The organism is Acinetobacter sp. YH12027 (assembly GCF_013420085.1).
GTDB classification, from domain to species: domain Bacteria; phylum Pseudomonadota; class Gammaproteobacteria; order Pseudomonadales; family Moraxellaceae; genus Acinetobacter; species Acinetobacter amyesii.
The window spans coordinates 1-20,976 of sequence record NZ_VOYW01000047.1; the positions used below are offsets into that span (position 1 = coordinate 1).

19 protein-coding genes and 2 pseudogenes are annotated in these 20,976 nt (G+C 40.6%); 7 read left to right on the top strand and 14 right to left on the bottom strand.

The window, feature by feature from the left end:
- Nucleotides 1-245: 245 nt before the first annotated feature.
- Nucleotides 246-872, bottom strand: a complete 627-nt coding sequence (locus tag FTT94_RS14190; protein WP_078192384.1) for a superoxide dismutase — start codon at nucleotides 870-872, stop codon at nucleotides 246-248.
- A 156-nt stretch (nucleotides 873-1,028) separates the two neighbouring features.
- Nucleotides 1,029-1,787, bottom strand: coding sequence for a Nif3-like dinuclear metal center hexameric protein (locus FTT94_RS14195; RefSeq protein WP_180170988.1), 759 nt, complete (start codon nucleotides 1,785-1,787; stop codon nucleotides 1,029-1,031).
- 169 nt (nucleotides 1,788-1,956) lie between these two features.
- On the opposite strand from FTT94_RS14195, the gene FTT94_RS14200 reads away from it, so the two are divergent.
- Entirely contained in the window at nucleotides 1,957-3,135 is a 1,179-nt protein-coding gene (locus tag FTT94_RS14200; RefSeq protein ID WP_180170989.1) for a trypsin-like peptidase domain-containing protein, read from the top strand.
- Between the two features lie 185 nt (nucleotides 3,136-3,320).
- Entirely contained in the window at nucleotides 3,321-3,578 is a 258-nt protein-coding gene (locus FTT94_RS14205; protein ID WP_180170990.1) for a hypothetical protein, read from the top strand.
- 104 nt (nucleotides 3,579-3,682) lie between these two features.
- Here FTT94_RS14205 and FTT94_RS14210 read toward each other — a convergent pair whose 3' ends face one another.
- The 3 genes from FTT94_RS14210 to lipA form a co-directional block, all read right to left on the bottom strand.
- A complete protein-coding gene (locus tag FTT94_RS14210) occupies nucleotides 3,683-4,069 on the bottom strand; it encodes a carboxymuconolactone decarboxylase family protein (protein WP_180040511.1) in 387 nt (128 codons plus the stop codon).
- A 159-nt stretch (nucleotides 4,070-4,228) separates the two neighbouring features.
- The gene (locus FTT94_RS14215) at nucleotides 4,229-6,742 is read right to left on the bottom strand and encodes an acyl-CoA dehydrogenase (protein ID WP_180170991.1); all 2,514 of its coding nucleotides are present in this window, start codon (nucleotides 6,740-6,742) and stop codon (nucleotides 4,229-4,231) included.
- Between the two features lie 412 nt (nucleotides 6,743-7,154).
- Nucleotides 7,155-8,168, bottom strand: a complete 1,014-nt coding sequence (gene lipA / locus FTT94_RS14220) for a lipoyl synthase (protein ID WP_180004941.1) — start codon at nucleotides 8,166-8,168, stop codon at nucleotides 7,155-7,157.
- Between the two features lie 206 nt (nucleotides 8,169-8,374).
- Between lipA and sthA the strand changes: the two genes are divergently transcribed.
- Complete coding sequence (gene sthA, locus FTT94_RS14225) at nucleotides 8,375-9,790, top strand: Si-specific NAD(P)(+) transhydrogenase (protein WP_078190237.1); 1,416 nt, start codon at nucleotides 8,375-8,377, stop codon at nucleotides 9,788-9,790.
- A 142-nt stretch (nucleotides 9,791-9,932) separates the two neighbouring features.
- Entirely contained in the window at nucleotides 9,933-11,045 is a 1,113-nt protein-coding gene (locus FTT94_RS14230; protein ID WP_180170992.1) for an AAA family ATPase, read from the top strand.
- Between the two features lie 34 nt (nucleotides 11,046-11,079).
- On the opposite strand, the gene chrA is transcribed toward FTT94_RS14230, so the two are convergent.
- Nucleotides 11,080-12,318 (bottom strand): chromate efflux transporter, encoded by a 1,239-nt coding sequence (chrA, locus tag FTT94_RS14235; RefSeq protein ID WP_180170993.1) that lies wholly within the window; start codon nucleotides 12,316-12,318, stop codon nucleotides 11,080-11,082.
- 336 nt (nucleotides 12,319-12,654) lie between these two features.
- Here chrA and FTT94_RS14240 point away from each other — a divergent pair, with 336 nt between their 5' ends.
- Complete coding sequence (locus tag FTT94_RS14240; RefSeq protein ID WP_257231458.1) at nucleotides 12,655-13,638, top strand: alpha/beta hydrolase; 984 nt, start codon at nucleotides 12,655-12,657, stop codon at nucleotides 13,636-13,638.
- 94 nt (nucleotides 13,639-13,732) lie between these two features.
- Here FTT94_RS14240 and FTT94_RS16935 read toward each other — a convergent pair whose 3' ends face one another.
- Both FTT94_RS16935 and FTT94_RS14245 read right to left on the bottom strand, forming a co-directional pair.
- Nucleotides 13,733-13,864 (bottom strand): pirin-like C-terminal cupin domain-containing protein, encoded by a 132-nt coding sequence (locus tag FTT94_RS16935; RefSeq protein WP_373686036.1) that lies wholly within the window; start codon nucleotides 13,862-13,864, stop codon nucleotides 13,733-13,735.
- Entirely contained in the window at nucleotides 13,824-14,621 is a 798-nt protein-coding gene (locus FTT94_RS14245) for a pirin family protein (RefSeq protein ID WP_257231455.1), read from the bottom strand. The genes FTT94_RS16935 and FTT94_RS14245 overlap by 41 nt, the downstream gene beginning before the upstream one ends.
- Nucleotides 14,622-14,723: 102 nt before the next feature.
- Between FTT94_RS14245 and FTT94_RS14250 the strand changes: the two genes are divergently transcribed.
- Nucleotides 14,724-15,635, top strand: coding sequence for a LysR substrate-binding domain-containing protein (locus FTT94_RS14250; protein ID WP_180004936.1), 912 nt, complete (start codon nucleotides 14,724-14,726; stop codon nucleotides 15,633-15,635).
- 107 nt (nucleotides 15,636-15,742) lie between these two features.
- Here the strand turns inward: FTT94_RS14250 and FTT94_RS16940 are convergent.
- The 5 genes and pseudogenes from FTT94_RS16940 to FTT94_RS14265 all read right to left on the bottom strand — a co-directional run.
- Nucleotides 15,743-15,832 (bottom strand): annotated as a pseudogene (locus FTT94_RS16940) (TauD/TfdA family dioxygenase); the annotation flags it as partial.
- Between the two features lie 136 nt (nucleotides 15,833-15,968).
- Entirely contained in the window at nucleotides 15,969-16,925 is a 957-nt protein-coding gene (locus tag FTT94_RS14255; RefSeq protein ID WP_180170995.1) for a TauD/TfdA family dioxygenase, read from the bottom strand.
- 221 nt (nucleotides 16,926-17,146) lie between these two features.
- Complete coding sequence (locus FTT94_RS16770) at nucleotides 17,147-17,281, bottom strand: hypothetical protein (RefSeq protein ID WP_257221407.1); 135 nt, start codon at nucleotides 17,279-17,281, stop codon at nucleotides 17,147-17,149.
- Entirely contained in the window at nucleotides 17,274-18,485 is a 1,212-nt protein-coding gene (locus FTT94_RS14260) for an MFS transporter (RefSeq protein ID WP_078190227.1), read from the bottom strand. The genes FTT94_RS16770 and FTT94_RS14260 overlap by 8 nt, the downstream gene beginning before the upstream one ends.
- Nucleotides 18,486-18,725: 240 nt before the next feature.
- A complete protein-coding gene (locus FTT94_RS14265; RefSeq protein ID WP_180170996.1) occupies nucleotides 18,726-19,802 on the bottom strand; it encodes an OmpW family protein in 1,077 nt (358 codons plus the stop codon).
- A 444-nt stretch (nucleotides 19,803-20,246) separates the two neighbouring features.
- Here FTT94_RS14265 and FTT94_RS14270 point away from each other — a divergent pair, with 444 nt between their 5' ends.
- The gene (locus tag FTT94_RS14270; protein ID WP_078190224.1) at nucleotides 20,247-20,426 is read left to right on the top strand and encodes a hypothetical protein; all 180 of its coding nucleotides are present in this window, start codon (nucleotides 20,247-20,249) and stop codon (nucleotides 20,424-20,426) included.
- Nucleotides 20,427-20,486: 60 nt separating this feature from the next.
- On the opposite strand, the pseudogene FTT94_RS14275 reads toward FTT94_RS14270, so the two are convergent.
- Nucleotides 20,487-20,852 (bottom strand): annotated as a pseudogene (locus FTT94_RS14275) (GGDEF domain-containing protein); the annotation flags it as partial.
- Between the last annotated feature and the right edge of the window lie 124 nt (nucleotides 20,853-20,976).

Genomic DNA, 20,976 nt, shown 5'->3' on the forward strand with positions numbered 1-20,976 from the left:
GCAAGTAACTTGGACCAGTGTTGATCATTTAGCATTGTTCGAGGCATAGCGAGTGTAAAATTGGGTTTGGCGATTTAATTTTACTATCTCGCTATTTTTTTAATCAACAAATGTCAACAGACCCTAGTAATGGCTCTTGATTCATTCTTTTGTGTAGTATTGGTTGTTGTGGCAGTATGATATTTAAAGCATAAAAAATCACCCTAAAAGGGTGATTTTTTTGACTTTAGAATAAGTTTTAAAACTTATTTTTCAACGCCAGCAGCTTGACCTGCATACTTAGCGTTTGCATAGTCCCAGTTCACTAGGCTTTCTAAGAAAGTAGAGATGTATTTAGGACGAGCGTTGCGGAAATCGATGTAGTAAGCGTGTTCCCAAACGTCGATAGTCAACACAGCAACTTTACCGTGAGCAAGTGGAGTGTCAGCATTTGAAGTTTTAAGGATAGAAAGGTTGCCGTTTACTTCGTCAGCAACTAACCAAGCCCAACCTGAACCGAACTGAGTTGCAGCAGCATTTGCAAATTCTTCAGCGAATTTTTCGTAAGAACCAAAAGCTTCGTCGATTTTAGCTGCTAAAGCGCCAGTAGCTTTACCGCCACCGTTTTTAGCCATACAGTTCCAGTAGAATGTGTGGTTCCATACTTGAGCTGCATTGTTGAAGATACCAGCTTTAGAAGCATCGCCTTTAACAGCAGTGATGATTTCTTCTAAAGTTTTGCCAGCAAGGTCAGTACCTTCAATTGCTTTGTTTAGGTTAACCACATAAGTATTGTGGTGTTTGTCGTGATGGTATTCTAAAGTTTCTTTGCTGATGTGAGGAGCAAGATCTTCGTAACCGTAAGGTAACGCTGGTAAAGTAATCGTTGTCATGTTTTCAATTCCTTGCATTTTGCTGGGTTTTGACATTAAGTGCCGTTATTGTAATAGATTCTTGCAGTAAAATGCGCATTGCTTATAAATAACAATACAGAATAAAGCCTGAAAATATACGTATAAGGACTGAGCCAAAGACCAAGACGATTTAAATTAAATCGGGTTATTTAATTCGAAATAACTATACTCAATATTGAACTGTTCTGAAATAGCTTTCGCGAGTCGTTGTACACCATAACGCTCGGTTGCATGATGTCCACATGCATAATAATGCACGTTTAATTCTTCAGCCTCGTAAAAAGTACGTTCACTCACTTCACCTGAAATGTACGCATCACAATCTAATGCAGCCGCTTTGCCAATAAATTCCTGTGCGCCGCCCGTACAAAAACCAATTTTTTGAATAGATGGTTTATCTGCAGGCAGGTGAATGGCATCAAATCCTAATTTTTCAGAAACGAAGTCTTTAAACGCTGCTGGAGTCATGGCTTGTTTTAAATAGCCAACATTGCCAATAGGATTGCGTTCAGTAGGATCTAAAGCTTCAATATTTTCTAATTCAAGCAAATCAGCTATCGCTGCATTATTACCTAAAGTAGGGTGACTATCTAAAGGTAAGTGATAACCAACGAGTGAAATATCGTTTTTGATCAGGCTTTTGATGCGTTTGCCGCGCATACCTGTGATTGGGTAAGCTTCACCTTTCCAAAAATAACCATGATGTACCAATAATAAATCAGCATTTGCTGCTATCGCTGCCTCAATTGCTGTTTGTGATGCGGTAACTGCACATAAAATTTTATGCACTTCTGCTGAGCCTTCAATTTGCAAACCATTGGGAGCATAGTCCTTAAATTCATGTGCGTTGAGTGTGCTGTCACACCATTGAATAATTTCACTTAACTGAGCCATATACTGTCCAAAATCTCAAAGAGATGTATCAAAATTCATTATTGTTTAAATTGTAACTAAAGAATCACAAATCTCTGTGTTTATTTATAAATTTGTTGAAAATATTACATTAGAATACGATATAAATTATTTAGCCATCAATGAATTATAAAATTTAGAGGATATAAACGTGCGCCGGAACTTTACATGGTTACCTTGGGTGCTGCTGATTATCGTAATTTTGGGCTTTTTGGGCTGGCAGCAGCTGCAGAAGCCAAAAGCGCCTGTAACGCCTGATGGGGTGAAATTACCTGCAGAAAAGGTTGAGCCCCTCATTGATACGTCGCGTACAGGCGGTGTAGTTTCGTATAGTGCTGCGGTAAAAGTTGCTGCGCCAGCGGTTGTCAATATTTTCACTACGCAAAAAGTGAAACAATTGGATCATCCTTTATTAAATGATCCGGTTTACCGTGAGTTTTTTGGTAATCAACTTCCAGATCAAACTAATCAAAACGAAAATAGTTTAGGTTCAGGTGTGATTGTTCGTCCAGATGGCTATATTTTGACGAATAACCACGTGATCGCACAGGCCGATCAGATCGTTGTGGCTTTACATGATGGTCGTCGTGCTGAAGCGAAAGTTGTGGGTACAGACCCAGATACAGACCTAGCTGTGATTAAGATTGAAATGAGTCAATTACCGGTTTTGCCATTTAAGCTAAGTGGCAATGAAGTCGGTGATGTCGTCCTAGCGATTGGTAACCCTTTTGGCGTAGGTCAGACGGTTACACAAGGGATTATCTCAGCTACAGGTCGTTCAGATTTGGGAATCAACACTTACGAAGACTTTATTCAAACAGATGCGGCGATCAACCCCGGTAACTCTGGTGGTGCTTTAATTGATGTTGCAGGGAACTTAATTGGTGTAAATACCGCGATCTTCTCGCAGTCAGGTGGCTCTTTGGGGATTGGTTTTGCCATTCCTGCAAAAGTGTGCCAACAAGTGCTGAACGCTATTTTAAAAGATGGGCGAGTGGTACGTGGTTGGTTAGGTATTAGTTTACTTCCAATTAAACAAGAAAATATTTTAGATCCACGTGTGAATGGTGTGATTGTTGCAGATGTCATTCGTAATGGACCTGCAGCACAAGCAGGTTTAAAACGTGGTGATAAAATCATGAAAGTGAATAATGAGCTGATTACCTCGACCTCACATTTAATCAATTACGTTGCACAGCAAGCGCCATTGAGCACTATGCAAATTGATATTGAGCGAGATGGTAAGGCGATGACATTGCCGGTACAAGTAGGAGAGCGTAAACCGCAAACTCAAAACAGTGACTCGCAATATATTCCATTACCACGTTAGTATAGAAAATCCCTCTTCCTGAGGGATTTTTTTTGAGTTCCTTTTTTGCACATCGCTTTTAAGTGCATCGTTTGGGCCAAACAATGCGCTTTGAAATTGAAATATCAATTACAAAAATGCATTGCACGCTTTGCTGAATTTGGCTTAATTTATAAGCAATAATAATTAGATAAGCGTATAAGAATATGAGCTTTTTACCCGCAGAATATGCCAAATTTTTATCCAGTCAAGCCAATTTAGATATCGCCTTATATAAGACACGTTTGGCTTTGCTGATTGAGGAAAATGCCAAACAGGGGAATACCGCCGTATTTACGGTTTTACCCAAGCATTTAGCTTTAGAAGAGATTCGAAGTTTATCTGCTGAGCTTACAGAATTGGGATATCAAGTTCGATTTGAAGTGAATGAATTCTTCTATAATTTTAATGTCTACTGGATTTGATTCGGGATTCACTGCATTTAAGGTCGTAAGTTAAAAACAAGATGAAACCCTTTAGAAAACCACGATAATCGCAGTTTTCTAAAGCCGTTTTATAACGCAGTATCTTATTCAGATTTTTGATAGTCGTTAATCACTTCAAGCGCTGCACGAAAGGCTTCTTGAGTTGCTGGTGCGCCACAATATGGCAAACTATGAAGTAACACTTCCTGAATTTCATCTACAGTCGCCCCATTATTTAAAGCCCCTCGGACATGACCTTTGAGTTCTGTCGGACTTTTTTGTGCAGTTAAAAAGGCAATGGTAATCAGTGAGCGATATTTGCGGGGTAAAACACCTTCGCGTTGCCAAGTTGAACCCCATGCATGCTCATTAATCCAATCTTGCAAAGGTTGAGTAAATGGCACGGTATTATCTTGCGCACGTTTGACGAAACTTTCACCCATAACTTCAGTACGAACTTTTAAGCCATTTTCATAATCTTGTTGTGACATGTAGCAAACCCTCTGTGATGTAATTTTGCAGTACAGCCTATACCTTTGACTCTGCGATACCATTGGCTGATGGTCGTATAAAAAAGCCATCCCATTGTTTAACAGTGGAATGGCTTTTATTTTGAGAAAAATAAAGCTTAAAAGCGATGCAGAAGCTGATTAATAACGCAGGAAGGCTTCTGGTTCATCATCGGTGTGTTGTTGCTTTTTCACTTCTGGTGTAACGGTTAAATGTGGATTGGATAACTCAAGTTCGTGGATGAGCTGCATGTCAAATACATCTGTGAGCATGCTGTCATAACGTTGAATGTTGTAAGTGCTGAGCTGTTCAGCTTCAGAGGCTGTAATGAATTTTTGTGCAATTGCATCGGCTATATGTGCTTCAAAAGTTAAACCTTTGAATTGGCCTTTAGATTCAGCTTTTTTAAATTGGTTCCACAGCGGTTCAATTTTCAACAATTGTAAAAAGGCATTTTCCATACGACCAGAAACTTCATCTGCTGCTGTGCTGTAATACACGTGCTTTTTCAGTTCTTGGCGGAAAGTATTGTCTAGCATCATTTGAGTGGCAACTTCACGTTTTAAACGGTCTGTCGGTTTAGCAACAACTCGTCCAAACGGAAAGCAGATGATTTTTACTACGCTTGCTGCCAGCCGCATTGGGAAGTTGTCAAATAAGCCCTGGAAAGCTTCTTCAACATTGTACAAAGCTTTATCTAATGCAAGTTGAGCATGTAATTGTTCAGCTTCGCTTCTTTGACCTTGTTCATAATATTTAAGAATAGCCGTTGCTATAAATAAATAAGAGTGAATGTCTGCAAGTCGGCCAGAGAGCATTTCTTTACGTTTAATATCGCCGGCTAAAAGGCCAAGACACATATCTGCAGTCAGCGCGAAATCGGCACTGAATCGATTAATTTTTTTATAGTAGGGGCGGCTAAATTCATCTGCTGAAGCAGGTGAGTCTGATGGGCCACCAGTGAACGCATAAGCAAAGGCACGTGCAGTTCGGTTAAAAGTATAGCCCAAGTGCTTAAAGAGCATTTCGTTGAATGTATTGAGTGCAGCGTTTTTATCTTCGGCTTGAAGTAATTGCAGCTCTTCAAATAAATATGGATGACAACGCATGGAGCCTTGTCCAAAAATCATCAAAGAGCGACTTAGAATATTGGCACCTTCGACAGTAATTGACACAGGAATGGCCTGATAATTCAAAGCTAAAAAATTACGAGGTCCCATTTGCACGGCACGTCCACCGACGATGTCCATGCCGTGATTAACTACTTTACGCATGGTTTCAGTGGCATAGTATTTGGCCATTGCAGTCATTACAGCAGGTTTGCCGCCTTGGTTTAAACCACAAGTCACAAAATAGCGAAATGCTTCAAGCATATAAGCATCTGATGCGATATCACTCGAAGCTTCCTGTACACCTTCAAAATTACCTACAGAAATTTTAAACTGCTGACGAACTTTGGCAAATGCACCGACATTTAAATATGCCATTTCTCCAGCTGCCGTTGACAATGCAGGGAGTGAAATACCACGACCGACCGCTAAACATTCCATTAGCATACGCCAGCCTTTGCCGGCATTTTCAATCCCACCAATGATCCAATCTAAGGGGATAAAGACATCTTTGCCTTCAACTGTCCCATTCATAAACGGTGAGCCTGGATTATGACGTGGGCCTGTAACGACACCGTCATGACTCGCCGGTAGCAGCGCGCAGGTGATGCCATATTCCGTTTTATTTTTATCTCCCAATAAGCCATCTGGATCGTATAACTTAAATGCCAGACCAATGACAGTGGCAATCGGTGCAAGGGTAATCCAGCGTTTAGAGAAATTCATGTTTAAGCCGAGCACTTGTTGTCCCTCAAAGGTGCCATAACAGACGACCCCTGTATCTGGAATAGCGCCTGCATCCGAACCGGCTTCAGGACTGGTGAGTCCAAAACATGGAATTTCTTCACCTTTGGCAAGGCCTGGGAGATATCGGTCTTTTTGTGCTTCAGTACCATAGTGTAGAAGCAATTCCCCGGGTCCAAGCGAGTTGGGCACCATACAACTGACTGCGGCAGTCAGTGAGCGAGATGCAATTTTGCTCATGACACGGCTTTGTGCAAATGAGCTAAATTCACGGCCCCCGTAAGATTTTGGAATCACCAATCCTAAGAAACCATTATCCTTAATGAATTGCCAAGCTTCTGGTGGGAGGTCTTTATGTTTATGGTGAATATCCCACTCGTTGAGCATGGCACAAAGTTGCTCGACTTCATTATCAATGAAGGATTGTTCTTCAGCGCTGAGCTGAGGGTAGGGATAAGCCTCAAATTTTTTCCAATCAGGCGCGCCCATAAATAGCTCTTTTTCCCACCAACTTGTTCCTGCATCTAATGCTTCACGTTCCGTAATACTCATACTCGGCATTGCATTTGCTAAGGTTTTATAGGCAGGTTTGGTGAGCAGATTGAGCCGCAGTGGGTCAATCAACATAACTAAACTTAAAGCAATAAGCGGGATGCTAAGTATTAATGACCATGGGGTTAAAAAGGCGAGTGCAATTGAAACAAATATCAGTGTTATTGCACCTACAGCTCGTGAAAGTTCAAAGAAAAAAACGGCCCAAAGAGCAAAAATAAAGAGTACTGCACTGAGTATAAATAGCATTTGTTATGGCTCCAGTGACAAGGGCCAGAGCGTTATGCGTTTAAAACAGCCTACATGCGTTTAAAAATGATCTCATCTTTTGTCTTTCTGATTTTAAAGTGCATGAGACTGTCAAAATGGCATCACTCGGCTGGTGAGTATGATTGGACAATTGCGCGAATATAATGAAAGCGCAAATAAAGTGTTATCAATAGATTGATTAATAAATAATCACAACACAATCCCTATCGGGCAAAGAAATGTCACATTACGTAAACTTGGATGATTCGATATATTGGATAACCTTTAAGGAACGCACTATTTTCGAAAGATCTTATATTGGGAAACGAATTAGGCTGAGTGTGTGAAAGCCACAAAAAAAGCCCTCAATCAATGAGGGCTTTAATTTGCGATGTTTTAAATCTTTGCGTGATTAAGCTTCAATCGTTTGAACTGCAATTTTCTTTGCAGGATCAGTTTTACGACGTACCGCAGGTACTGGCTCACCATAGTATTGACGGTCAGCAAAGTAGCTTGAACGGACCATTGGTGCAGCCCAAATGTTTTTGAAACCAAGCTTTTGACCATGTGCTGTGTAACGATCAAACTCTTCAGGTGTAACGAAACGATCGATCGGTGCATGTTCTTTAGAGGGCTGTAAGTACTGACCAATGGTGACATAGTCAACATCGTGTGCTTTTAAGTCGTCTAATAACGCGATCACTTCTTCTTCAGTTTCACCAATACCGACCATCAAACCACATTTGGTTGGTACATCTGGGCAGTATTCTTTAAACATTTTTAATAAGTTTAGAGAGTGTTGGTAGTCAGAACCCGGACGCATGGCTTTATACAAACGTGGCACGGTTTCAATGTTGTGGTTAAAGACATCAGGTGGACACTCCGTCATAATACGAAGGGCAACATCCATACGACCACGGAAGTCAGGAACTAGAATTTCCAAAAGTGTTTTTGGACTCAAGTCACGAGCTTCTTTAATACAGTCAACAAAGTGCTGTGCGCCGCCATCAACAAGGTCATCACGGTCGACAGAAGTAATTACGGCATATTTCAAACCAAGGTTGGCAATGGTTTCTGCCATGTGACGTGGTTCATCTGGGTCAAGAGCATTGGGACGACCATGCGCAACGTCGCAGAATGGGCAACGACGTGTACAGATATCGCCCATAATCATAAAGGTTGCAGTACCGCCACCGAAACATTCAGGTAAGTTCGGGCAAGCCGCTTCTTCACACACGGTATGTAGTTTTTGTGCGCGTAAAGTTGTTTTAATACGTTGAACTTCATCAGGGGCAGCCATTTTGACCCGAATCCAGTCAGGCTTACGAGGCGTTTCAACCGTTGGCACGACCTTCACAGGTATGCGAGCGACTTTTTCTGCGCCACGAAGTTTTACACCCTGTACAGGTTTACGGTTCTCAGACATATTCAACTTTTCCACTGTTTTTGACGAGGAGATATTCAAAAGATTAGCTCGATCATTATAGCGGACTTGAGCTTAAATAGGGGGAAAACGATATTCATATAATAAATGTGGTTATCACATAATATATGTGAGCTAAATATCCAAAAAAGTTAGGATATACGTCATAATACAGCCTAGATTAAAGAATATTTGTAAAGGAGCGTTGAATGCCACGTAAGAAAGAGGTCGTTAGTGGAACTTTCGTGAAATACGATGCGGTAGTTCTGGGTTCTGGCCCTGCGGGTGAAGGCGCTGCAATGAAACTTGCTAAATCAGGTAAGCGAGTTGCAATTGTAGATATGCGTGAACAGCTTGGTGGTAACTGTACCCATGTAGGAACAATTCCAAGTAAAGCATTGCGTCAGACCGTTTCAAGCATTTTACGTTACCAACGTGACCCTATGTTCCAAAAAGTCGGTGAATGGAAACAGTTCACGATGAAACAGGTGTTACGTAATGCGCATAAAGTGATTCAACAACAAGTTGAAACGCATTCACGTTTTTATGACCGTAATAAAATTGATATTTTCCACGGCCGTGCGTATATCCAAGATCAAAACACTGTTTTGATTTTTAGCAATGAAGGTATGACGGAAACTTTAGTATTCCAGCAATTAGTGATTGCTACAGGTTCACGTCCTTATCGTCCAGCTGCTTTAGACTTTAATCATCCTCGCGTATTTGATTCAGACAAAATTTTGGATCTGGATTATTCAATCCAAAAAATCATCATTTATGGTGCAGGTGTGATTGGTTGTGAATATGCGTCTATCTTTATTGGTTTAGACCATAAAGTAGACTTGATCAATACACAGCACAAATTACTCAGCTATTTAGACGATGAAATCTCAGATGCATTGTCATATCGTTTACGTGAGCAGGGTGTACTGATTCGCCACAACGAGCAGATTGATCATCTTGAAACACATGATGATCACGTGGTTCTTCACTTGCAAAGTGGTAAGAAAATTAAAGCGGATGCGATTTTGTGGTGTAACGGCCGTTCTGGTAATACCGATGGTTTAGGCCTAGAAAATGTAGGTATCAAACCAAACAGCCGTGGTCAATTAACTGTGAATGATCAATATCAAACTGAAGTAGAGAATATCTTTGCTGCGGGTGATGTAATCGGTTGGCCTTCACTTGCATCTGCTGCATATGACCAAGGTCGCTGTGCCGGTTCTAACATGAGCGGTGAAGAAGGAATTGCACCTGTAACGGATATTCCTACGGGTATTTATACCATTCCTGAAATTTCTTCGATTGGTAAAACTGAACAACAGTTAACAGAAGAAAAAATTCCGTATGAAGTGGGTCAGGCATCTTTCCGTCATTTGGCACGTGCGCAAATTACGGGCGACACCGTGGGTGAGCTTAAAATCTTGTTCCATCGTGATACTTTAGAAATTTTAGGTGTTCATTGCTTCGGTAATAATGCTGCGGAAATTATCCACATTGGTCAGGCCGTGATGAATAGCCCGAACAATACGATTAAATATTTCGTAGAAACCACATTTAACTATCCGACTATGGCGGAAGCGTACCGTGTTGCAACATTGAATGGTATGAACCGCTTATTCTAAGGTTGAATTGAACTTAGAATGTGCAATAAAAAACCCGTGAGTTTCGGCTTGCGGGTTTTTTATTGGTAGAATAAAGTGCATACAAAATATACAGTCAATAAACTCATTATCATCAGCATTTCCGACTCATTTTAGGTAACCCATGACGATCCGTTCAGTGACTATTCAAGGTTTTCGATCTATTCATCATATGAATTTGACCTTGTCGCGTCTGAATATTGTCAGTGGTCCGAATGGTTGTGGTAAATCCAATCTATATAAAGCTGTGCGTCTCCTGCATGAAGCTGCAAATGGTCAATTATCCCAAGCTATTGCTAATGAAGGTGGGATTCAAAAAATCATGTGGGCAGGTGGTCACCGTACGGGTGATCGATCGAAAGACCCTAAGCGCATGAAGCTTGCAGTGGAGATGGAGCATTATGAATATCAACTTGAAATTGGTTTTCCTGAACCGCTCATCACCTTGTTTGCACTCGATCCTTTGGTCAAAGTTGAAGGGATTTGGTTAAGCGGTTATCAACGTCGAAAAATGAGTGAGTTGTTGGAAAGAACCAACCAAGCGGCATTTCTTAAAAATGTTGATGAAGAACGGATTGCTTATCCGATGGCATTAACACCAGAAGAGTCGGTGTTTGGACAATTGTCCGATCCACACTTATATCCCGAAGTTTCACAAGTGCGTGAGACCATGAAAAACTGGCGCTTTTATCATGAGTTTTCAGTCAGTGGAAACTCACCGATCCGTGTCCCACAGGTGGGCATTCGTTCGCCAGTTTTAGCGCATGATGGTACAAATTTAGCTGCGGCTTTTGAAACTTTACGTGAGCGTGGCAACAGTGAAACCTTGTTTGAAGTACTAGAAAAAGCCTTTCCGCAGACCCAATTTTATGTGCAGGAAATGGGTGGGCGCTTTCAAATGATGATGCAAAAGCAAGGGATCTTAAGACCTTTAGAAAGTGCAGAATTTTCAGATGGGACTTTACGGTTTTTGTGTTTAGCTGTGGCTTTATTGAGTCCTAGACCCCCAAATTTTATGGCACTGAATGAGCCAGAAAATAGCTTACATCCCGATTTATTACCTGCCTTGGCGATGCTGATTGCCGAAGCAAGTCGCTATACGCAGCTTTGGTTGACCACACATTCCAATGAACTGGTTGAAATGATCAAACAGTATAGTGATGTGCAGCATTATCAACTAGATCAGGTCGAGGGGAAAACTGTGGTCAAGGGCGCAAGCTTAATCGATGAGGATTAGATTATTCCTTTAGCTATAGTTTTTTTGCTTTCGTTTAAAAAGGCAGAAAAGTTAAAAAAGCATAATAGCCGATAAAACTGCTTATTAAGCTAAACCAAACTGGCAGTTTGCTGCGAAGTAAAGCAATAACGACGGCAACAAATATAAAGTCCGTCCATTGAATGATGTATTTCTGGCTCATTTGAAATAGTAGACACAGTAATAGACCGACGACAGCCGCATTGATCATTTTTAAGGTGCCAAAAAGCATCGGGCATTTCATCAACTTATTCCAAAACGGTAATAAGCCAAACAATAATAAAAATGATGGTAAAAATATCGCCACAGTCGCGAGTACAGCATTTAAGAGTAGCACATCAGTCATGGGTAAAAGTGTGCCGAGATAGGCGGCGAAACTAAACAAAGGCCCTGGCATGAGTTGTGCAAGTGCATAGCCTAAGTCAAAATTTTCATTACTGATCAGACCTGTAGAGACAAAGTCCTGATGTAAAAATGGCAAAATAATATGTCCACCACCAAAGACGATGGATGCTGTGCGGTAAAAGCTTTCTAAGCTGAATGCCAGTACATTGCTATGTTGTATATCGAAGAATGGCAGAACGAAAAAGGGGCAGATAAAGGCGAAAAGCCATAGCCATGAAGTATGTGTATTGCCACCTGTATTCAGGCTTAAATTGTTATGTATAGGTGGAACTGGTTCTGCGATATTTGGCTTTTTGATGTGCAAGTTATTTGACGATAAAACTAAACCGATAACTGCAGCAGCTAAAATCACTAAAACTTGATTCAGAGAAAACTGAAAGAAATAGATAAAAAATGCAGCCAATAGCATGATCAAATACTGCAGTTTTGTTTTACAAAAGCTTCGCATCATTTGCCAAAATGCCCATGTAACCACAGCAAGGACAATCAACTGAATAACATGAAAGAACTGTGTTGAGAGTTGATCGCTAAGTTTTAAGCTTAAAATCGCCGCGGCACACATCAGCAGGGCGGATGGTAAAGTAAAGCCTAACCACGCCAAACAAGCACCTTGATAGCGGTTGAGTTGAAATCCAATCGCCATGCCGAGCTGGCTACTGGTTGGGCCTGGAAGGACTTGAGTCAAGGCAAGCAAATGCGCATATTCATGCTCCGTTATCCATTTTTCTTGTTTCACAAAATATTGAAAAAACAACACTAAATGCGCAGCAGGTCCACCAAATGCAATACACCCTAATCTTAAAAAGGTGAGAAAGATGACAAGGTTTCGTTGTGGTATGGACTGGCTCATGCGTTACCAATATTAAAAATCGAAATAAAGTTATGAATTTCTAAAGGATAAAATCTTGAATGTTAAAAGATTTTAAAGGTCGATTATTGCAGGAGCATGTAAGTCCTGCTTCAAATATATTCTGAAGCACTTTGCAGAGAAAACGATAATTGGATAAAGTGACATAGTACTGTCCCACATACACATGGCATCGGTTTCTGCCGCTGATTAGCATCAGCATTTACACATAAAATATTTTGTCTAAAAATGACTTCTCCAAAATCAGACACCTTATCAGAAATTTTGAGTGCCTTATTTAAGTGGTTGATGAGTGGCATTGCATCGTTACTTTCAATCATGGCATTTGCAGATGATCAGCTACCTGCTACACAACCATTAGCAAGTTATGCAGATCAAAACAGTTGGCAGGACATTCAGCCCTATCTACCTAAAGAATACCATTTAACCGAAACGCAGCGCCCTAAAGAAGAGTGGTGGAATTGGCAGGGTCATACTATTCACTTAGATATCTATCGAAATCCACAGGCAAAAGTGAAGGTGATTCTGTTTCATGGTGTGGGAACAAATGGTCGACAAATGTCGATGATTTTGGGTCAGCCTTTGGCACAGAGTGGCTATGAAACTATCGCTATTGATATGCCCGGTTATGGCCTCACCCAAGTCAAAAAAGGCTCAAAAATTCGTTATGATGATTGGGTTCAAGCAGGCAATGACCTCATTGAAGCTGAGCTACAAAAAGATCATCGTCCTATCGTTTTGTATGGGCTCAGTGCTGGTGGTATGTTGACCTATCACGTGGCGGCAAAAAATAAACAGGTGAAAGGTATCGTCGGTATGACCTTTCTAGATACTTCAAATAAAACCGTGCGTGATCAAGTCTCTTTGAATAAATTTATGAGCCGCGTGGGCAGTCCAATGGCTCATGTGACGGCACATACACCATTATCAGCATTGCCAATGCCGATGCGTTGGGTAAGTAAAATGCATCGTTTGGTGAATAATGACGCAGCATTGCAGGTCTTTTTAAAAGATAAAACGTCAGCTGGGAATAGTGTATCGGTTAAATTTCTAGATTCGTATTTATATTATAAAAATGACACGCCACCGGAGCAGTTTGATGTCTGCCCAATTCTACTAACGCAGCCTGAACAAGACCGTTGGACGCCTTTGGCTTTAAGTCAGCCATTTTTAGCAGGGATTCACCAAGTTCCAGTCGATGTCGTGCTGTTGAAAAACGCAGGACATTATCCTTTGGAACAGCCGGGACTCGATCAAATGGTCAATACAATCGATGAGTTTTATCAAAAAGTCACGCAATAATCTGTTGAAAGCGTGATGCGTAATTCATACCAAAATAGATATAAAAAAACCGCCAGAAGGCGGTTTTTTTATTGGGACTTTATCGTGGAAATATTTAAGCAAAATGACCATGTTGAAAATCATAAAATGCCTGACGTATTTCATCTTCAGTATTCATGACGAATGGTTCATGTGCCGCAATAGGTTCATTTAAAGCTTCGCCACTTAAAATAAGCAGTAGGTTCATTTAAAGCTTCGCCACTTAAAATAAGCAGTTTGGTTGCTTCAAAAGATTTAAGTTTCAAGGACGATACTTGGTCACTGACATATAAAGTCTGTTTCGCATCAAAGCGTTGACCTTCGATTTCGATCGCGCCACTTAATACAAAAATCATGTTATTCCACTGTGGGTTGAATGAAAATTCCTGTTCAACATTTGCATTCAAGCGCACATCCAAGACATTCATTGGGCTAAAGGTTTCAGCTGTACCCATTGTGTCTTCAAATTGGCCAGCAATGACGCGTACCACGCCTGCATTTTGTGCAAGTTTAACTTCAGCAATATTGGCTGTAGTCAGTTCTTGGTAGCGAGGTTCAGTAATTTTGGCATGACTAGGTAAATTGACCCAAAGTTGTACCATGTCTAAATTTCCGCCAGTTTTTGCAAAATCTTTAGAATGGTGTTCTTCATGCATAATGCCTCGACCCGCGGTCATCCATTGCACTTCGTCTTTGGCAATACTGCCGTGATTTCCTTTAGAGTCAAAATGCTCCAATTCACCTTCATAAACAATGGTCACTGTTTCAAAGCCACGGTGTGGATGTGACCCAACACCACGTTGATGATGACTTGGAGAGAAATGATATTGGCCGGTATAGCCCATAACGAGGAATGGACTGGTTTGATTGCCCATTTCTTGCATAGGGAGCATAGAGTTTGTTGGGAAGCCATCGCCCACCCAAGTGCTACGATCACTATGATAAACACGTTTGATTGAATTCATAATTCAGCCCTCAATATATTGCTTCTGAGATCTATTATTGAGGTATAGTGAGGGAATGACAGGGCGAAAAACTCAACAGATTATTCTAAAAATGAAACAATCATGCAAAATTTAAATGACTATTACTACTTCGTGCAATTGGTGAAATACCAAGGTTATACCAAAGCCAGTGAAGCATTGGGTATTACAAAATCTAAACTATCACGCCGTATTACAGAATTAGAGACCCGTTTGGGTGTACGTCTGATTCAGCGGAATACGCGAAAATTTACTGTGACTGAAATAGGACAACAGTTCTATTTACATTGCTTAAAAATTTTAGAGGAAGTCAGCGAAACGGAAAATTTTGTGCTCAGTACGTTGAACGATCAACTCTGTGGCCAGATTAAAATTTCTTGTCCTGTGGCTTTGGTGGAAATGCCTGTTGCAAAAATGGTCACCGATTTTATGCAGCAATATCCAGACATCAGTGTGCATCTGATGGCGACCAATCATCGGGTTGATGTCATTGAGGAAGGCGTAGATTTAGCCATTCGTGTGCGCAATATGCCTTTAATGGATAGTGATTTGATCGTTCGAGATTTAGATGCTTGTGATCATGTTTTAGTGGCATCGCCACAACTTTTCTTCGAGCGTGAAATGCCACAGCAATTGGCTGAGATTCAAAATTTTCCGTGTATTGGTTTTGATCGGCCTAAACATTTTTGGGATTTTCGACATCGTGAAAAAAGTGAAACCCAACAAATTGAATTTCATCCACGCTTAAGAACTGACAGTTTTGGTGCGATGATTTCTGCTGCTATTTCTGGCGTGGGAATCGCTTCTTTGCCCAAAGTGTTTGTACGTGATGCTTTAAAAAGTGGTGAGTTAATTGAGCTATTTCCTGAATGGCAATTGCCGCAAGGGGTCATCCATGTTGCATACGCGACACGACAAGGTATGCTGCCGGGTGTACGTGCGATGTTAGATCATTTGATTTCAGGTTTTAAGGCCTTAGATATAGATCATCCGTAATTTGAGCAGTGTTCTTATTGTTTTCATATTCTAATTATTTTGGGTTATTGCTCAAACACGGATTTTACAGGGTTATTTATTTTTTATTGTTGGCATGAAGTTCAACATTAGTATGGTCGTCCTCCTGCTAAGCTAATTCGCTTTAATAAGCGGCGTTGGTCTGAAGGGAAAGGGCGGCGTGAGTGTAATGTCGCTTTTTAAGGCCTTAGATATAGATCATCCGTAATTTGAGCAGTGTTCTTATTGTTTTCATATTTTAATTATTCGAGGTTATTGCTCAAACACGGATTTTACAGGGTTATTTATTTTTTATTGTTGGCATGAAGTTTAACATCAGTATGGTCGTCCTCCTGCTAGGCTAATTCGCTTTAATAGGCGACGTTGGTCTGAAGGGAAAGGGCGGCGTGAGTGTAAAGTGGCTTGGTTATCCCAAAACACAATGTCACCTTCTTCCCATTGATGTTCATATCGAAACTCAGGTTTCAATAAATGTTCACGTAAAGATGCAATCAACTCACTGCCCGACTGATCATCGTAGTGAACCAATTCCACTTCAGATCGTTCATTTAACCACAGACCTTTACGGCCACTTTCTGGATGGGTACGTACAAGTGGATGTGGATAGGCATGTCCAACAATCGGTTGGTTTTTGAAACGATATAGCGGTGTAGCGCCATATCCCGTTGTGCCTTTATTATTTTTGGCACGGACAAATGGGTTGTAGGTAATGAGTTGAAGTTGGTCTAAATGTTTTTGTGTCGCTTCATCTAAAGCTTCATAGGCTTTAATGGTGTTATACCATGAGGTTTGTCCACCGTCTTGCGGTAGTTCAATGGCATAGAGTAATGAGCCAAAAGATGGCAGCGGAGTCCACTGATGATCTGCATGCGCAGCCAATTCACCATGTCCAGTATAGTCACCTTTGCCGACTGCATTTGAAACGGGTACCACGTCTGGTGGTGTACCGGTATCATCTTGTGACGCTAGCACAGGAATATCTGCACCAGGACGGAAAATTGAACCGAAGTAGCTTGCAAACGCGAGATACTGTAAATCATCTAGACTTTGATGTTTAAAAATTAAAATCAAGTGTTCTGCCAGCGCTTGTTTTAAACGGTAGATGGTTTCCCCAGACTGTGCTTTACGCGCATCTAAACCATAAACCACAGCCCCCAAAGCTTGGTCATGTTGCACTTCAATACGAATTTCATTGCCATCTTGAAATTGTTCTGCTTGATGCCAACGTGGAGCATCATGGATGGCTTGTGAAAGTTGAGTTAATGCGGTCATTTCATAAGTTCTCAAATTGTTCTTTATTGAGACTTAATCTATGAAAGAAAGCGCAGGATGGAAAATTAAAAAATAAGCTAAGTTTATGAAAAAACGTATTATTAATACTAATATGCTGAAAATGCAGCTTTTATTGAATCGTGTAGAAAATAGCTAAAAAACTGCTGTTGTAGTGTTGATAAAACAGCAGTTTGAATTGGAATTAATGCTTCAATACGTCTTTAATGTGCACAAAACGCTTGGTTAAAGTATTCGAATAATTCAGGCGTTTGGCTCCATAAGCCGATGGATAAAGCCAACAAGGCCAGAATACTGATGGCAATACTGAGTCGGAACCATAATGTTGAATTAGTCATGAATGACACTTTCCTCATTAACCATGAAATGTACCAATACCCCAAAAATACTCAGGACAATCGAAAAAATCCAAATGGCATTATAGTTGCCGGTCATATCGTGGTTCACACCACCCAACCAACCACCAAAAAATGAACCGACTTGGTGAGTAAAGAATACGATACCGCTGAGCATACTTAGATATTTAACGCCAAACATATTGGCCACTATACCGTTGGTGAGCGGTACGGTAGAAAGCCATAGTAGACCCATAATGACGCCAAAGGCATAGATTGTCCATGTGCTTAAAGGCAGCAAAAGAAAGGCAATAATGGCAATGCCACGTAAACCATAAAGTCCCATTAACAGCTTTGGTTTGGAATATTTGCCACCAAGCCAACCTGCTGTGTAGGTGCCGACAATATTAAACAGTCCAACGAGCGCTAGGAAAATAGTGCCCGTAGTGGCATTAAAGCCATGATCGATTAAATATCCCGGAAGATGGATGCCAATAAACACCACTTGGAAGCCACAGACAAAGAAACCGAGTGCTAGAAACCAAAAGGGTTTATGCTCCCAAGCCAATTGCAAAATTTGTTTAAAAGTCAGAGAGGCTTCATGCGTATTGGTTGCATTTGGTGCAACATACATTGGTGCTTTTAGCATCCAAGCTAAAGGAATAATAAGTGCAATTAAAATGGCGCTGACCACCAAAGCTGAAGACCAACCAAATTTTTGCAGTAGCAGTAATGTAGAGGGCAGCATAATGAACTGACCAAAAGAACCTGCGGCACTGGCAATACCCATGGCTAAACTACGTTTGTCTGGATGCGCTGCACGTCCTACGGCTGAGAGCAAAACTGGAAATGATGTGGCTGAGAGAGCCAAACCCAGAATTAAGCCTGCGCTTAAATTAAGCAGTAAACCGGTAGAGCTAACGGCCATGAGTAATAGTCCGAGGGCATATAATGCACCACCGACGGCGACCACGATCTTACTACCATATTTATCTGCAAAAGCCCCTGTAATCGGCTGCACAGCACCCCAAATTAAGTTTTGCATGGCAATGGCAAGGCTAAATACGTTATGTCCCCAACCGAATTCATCACTCATCGGCACGAGATAGAGGCCAAATGCATGACGCACCCCTAAAGACAATGCCAAAATAATTGCACTGCCAATGAGCATGTAAATCAGGGGCTTCGAGAAACGAGTATCAGACATACAGCAGTCTACATTCTTTAAATTTAATCCAATGGTATTCGAATAAACGCAGAGTTGCGATTAAATTTAATTCACCAAACAATAAATTTTTTTTATGGGTAACTATGGATGAATAAAGGAAATTGCCTCAGCATAAATTCAAAAGTGTTTAAAAGAGATTGAAAAGGTATCTCAGAATAAAAGACCATATAAAAGCCAATAAAAAAGACGACCGTAGTCGTCTTTTATATATGTTATTTATTAGAAACGCATACCGATACCTGCATATGCAAGGATCGGGTTTACTTCAATATCCGCTTTAGATTTGATCAGTTCGCCGTGTGTCGCATCTGTAACGGTAATGGTTGTTTCATTTTGAAGGTGTGCATAGCTAACAGAACCAACAGCAAACCATTTATCATTGAAATCATAAGTGAAGCCCACCGTCGCAACCGGAGCAAATACATCAGTTGCCTCTAAATCAACTTTTGGATTAGCCTTACTTGGCTTTCCTTCTAAAGAAGCGCCTGCATTACCTTCTTTAATATTGGCAATCATATGTCCAGCAGCAATCAGGTCTTTTTCTGTACGTGGATTAATTTCTAGTTCATTAAAGTATGCATACATTACGCCTAGACCCACATAGGGACGGAATTTATTGACGCCAGTTTTACCGAAGTGATATTGGATTTCTGCAGCGGGGGTCCATGCACGAGCAGATGCCGCTGGGCCGTAGGCTTCTAAATCTGTAATCAGCAAACTATTCTTCATTGCGATTTCAGGTAGGTCGATAATACCTAACTCAGGTGTCGCAATAGCTGCAAATGGCGCATAAATTTTTCCTTTGCCGTTTAGGTCTACCTCAGGTGGGATACCGGCTTTCATTTCTAAAGAAATGTTATCAGTAAAGAAATAGTTGGTCATGATGCCTAGTGTGGTTACATCATCGGCTTCAAGGCCAGTACCTTGGTTATCCCAACTTTGTAGGCCATTAATTTCAGCAGTACCGCTTAGCCCTGCTGGTAAGGTACTCGTACCTAATTTATCGAGCAAACCGACAAACCAAGTAGAAATGTTTGGATCCATAGCTGGATCCATATTGGCTTTTACTGCGTCAATTGAAATATCACCAACTTTGGCTGTTTCACCATTTTTTACTGATGTATCAACATGGAATGGCTGTGCTTTACCTTGTGGCATAACATGTAGAGCACCAACAGAGACAGAAAAACGTTTGAAGCCATCGCCATCTTTTAAACTAAAATATGGTGAGTCTGCATGACTGATGATTGGTAGGGCAGCCATAGAAGCAGCAATGCACAATACACTTTTTTTCATTTTAAAGGACTCCATGTCCGTAAATTGATAATAATTTTTCTAAGTGCCCATTATTCAAAATTAGTGCGTAAAAAATGTTATAGAAAACAAGAATAAACGTAATAATCCTGTAACATTCTTGATGATTTGTATTATTTGAAGGCTTTAATTAGGTATTTGTGTAAAAAAATCGAACATTTTTGAAATTTAGAAATGGTTCTATCTATTTGTAAATATTCAATATTTATTGACATAATTGACAGTGTGTTGGTTGATTTGGGTCAGTAAAATAGTTTAAAACAACCATATTTAAAGCAGTTTTTTGTGCTGTTGTCCTCTATAGATATAAAAATTCATAGCTAATTATGGAGTCTTTATATGCCAATCGAGGCTAATCTCTCAAAGCCTTTTACACCAAAACCATTTTTTTTGTACAATAGCGCCAGATTCAATTGAGTTATTCGTATGAGTACGCAAAACCCTCCCAAGAAAAAGGCTTTAGTCAATTTGCCTTTTCCGATTAAAAAAGCTGAAGATAATGCTTCGGATGAAATCTTTGAAGATATGCGTCCAAAACCTCAGCGTTATGCTGACCGTACTTGGATGCCACCACGCGGTACACGTCGTTCGATGGGTAAGCGTTAAAAGATTTAAATAAAAAAGCCATGGTTCAAACCATGGCTTTTTTATTGCAAATGATTGATGTTAATTGCGTATTTCAGACTGAATTCTTCGGTCTTTATTGAGATAATACTTTTTCTTCTGACGATACATGTCTAGATCGGCACGTTTGAGCATATCTTCCATCCGCTCATTCAGCTCATTGGTGGCAAAGCCAATCGAGATACTCATCGGTTGATTAGAATAAAATTGGTTATCGACCAATAACAACTCATTCAAACTTTGTAAGCAGTTTTGCAGCGCTGCATCATCTGCACCCGGTAATAGAATGACAAATTCATCACCGCCAATGCGCGAAGCAGAATAGGGCGTATGCTGAATAAGTTGGTTTAAAATGTTGCCCAGACGTCTGAGGATACTGTCACCAGCATCGTGCCCAATACTGTCTGAACCGTACCGGGTTTGTCGGAGAGTCAATATTCTGAGAGACTACCCCGATGACAAAATTAAAATATACCCCTGAAATCAGAGAAAGAGCGGTTCAATTATTGATTGAATCTGAAAAAGATTATCC

Excerpts from the sequence above, each read along its gene's own strand:
- FTT94_RS14250 (WP_180004936.1), top strand. The coding sequence starts at position 14,724 with ATGCAAAATTTAAATGACTATTACTACTTCGTGCAATTGGTGAAATAC.
- FTT94_RS16770 (WP_257221407.1), bottom strand. The coding sequence starts at position 17,281 with ATGACTAATTCAACATTATGGTTCCGACTCAGTATTGCCATCAGTATT.
- FTT94_RS14190 (WP_078192384.1), bottom strand. The coding sequence starts at position 872 with ATGACAACGATTACTTTACCAGCGTTACCTTACGGTTACGAAGATCTT.
- FTT94_RS14215 (WP_180170991.1), bottom strand. The coding sequence starts at position 6,742 with ATGCTATTTATACTCAGTGCAGTACTCTTTATTTTTGCTCTTTGGGCC.
- sthA (WP_078190237.1), top strand. The coding sequence starts at position 8,375 with ATGCCACGTAAGAAAGAGGTCGTTAGTGGAACTTTCGTGAAATACGAT.
- FTT94_RS14195 (WP_180170988.1), bottom strand. The coding sequence starts at position 1,787 with ATGGCTCAGTTAAGTGAAATTATTCAATGGTGTGACAGCACACTCAAC.
- chrA (WP_180170993.1), bottom strand. The coding sequence starts at position 12,318 with ATGAGCCAGTCCATACCACAACGAAACCTTGTCATCTTTCTCACCTTT.
- FTT94_RS14210 (WP_180040511.1), bottom strand. The coding sequence starts at position 4,069 with ATGTCACAACAAGATTATGAAAATGGCTTAAAAGTTCGTACTGAAGTT.
- FTT94_RS14230 (WP_180170992.1), top strand. The coding sequence starts at position 9,933 with ATGACGATCCGTTCAGTGACTATTCAAGGTTTTCGATCTATTCATCAT.
- FTT94_RS14270 (WP_078190224.1), top strand. The coding sequence starts at position 20,247 with ATGAGTACGCAAAACCCTCCCAAGAAAAAGGCTTTAGTCAATTTGCCT.
- FTT94_RS14255 (WP_180170995.1), bottom strand. The coding sequence starts at position 16,925 with ATGACCGCATTAACTCAACTTTCACAAGCCATCCATGATGCTCCACGT.
- FTT94_RS14265 (WP_180170996.1), bottom strand. The coding sequence starts at position 19,802 with ATGAAAAAAAGTGTATTGTGCATTGCTGCTTCTATGGCTGCCCTACCA.
- FTT94_RS14245 (WP_257231455.1), bottom strand. The coding sequence starts at position 14,621 with ATGAATTCAATCAAACGTGTTTATCATAGTGATCGTAGCACTTGGGTG.
- FTT94_RS16935 (WP_373686036.1), bottom strand. The coding sequence starts at position 13,864 with ATGAACCTACTGCTTATTTTAAGTGGCGAAGCTTTAAATGAACCTATT.
- FTT94_RS14205 (WP_180170990.1), top strand. The coding sequence starts at position 3,321 with ATGAGCTTTTTACCCGCAGAATATGCCAAATTTTTATCCAGTCAAGCC.
- FTT94_RS14240 (WP_257231458.1), top strand. The coding sequence starts at position 12,655 with ATGGCATTTGCAGATGATCAGCTACCTGCTACACAACCATTAGCAAGT.
- FTT94_RS14260 (WP_078190227.1), bottom strand. The coding sequence starts at position 18,485 with ATGTCTGATACTCGTTTCTCGAAGCCCCTGATTTACATGCTCATTGGC.
- lipA (WP_180004941.1), bottom strand. The coding sequence starts at position 8,168 with ATGTCTGAGAACCGTAAACCTGTACAGGGTGTAAAACTTCGTGGCGCA.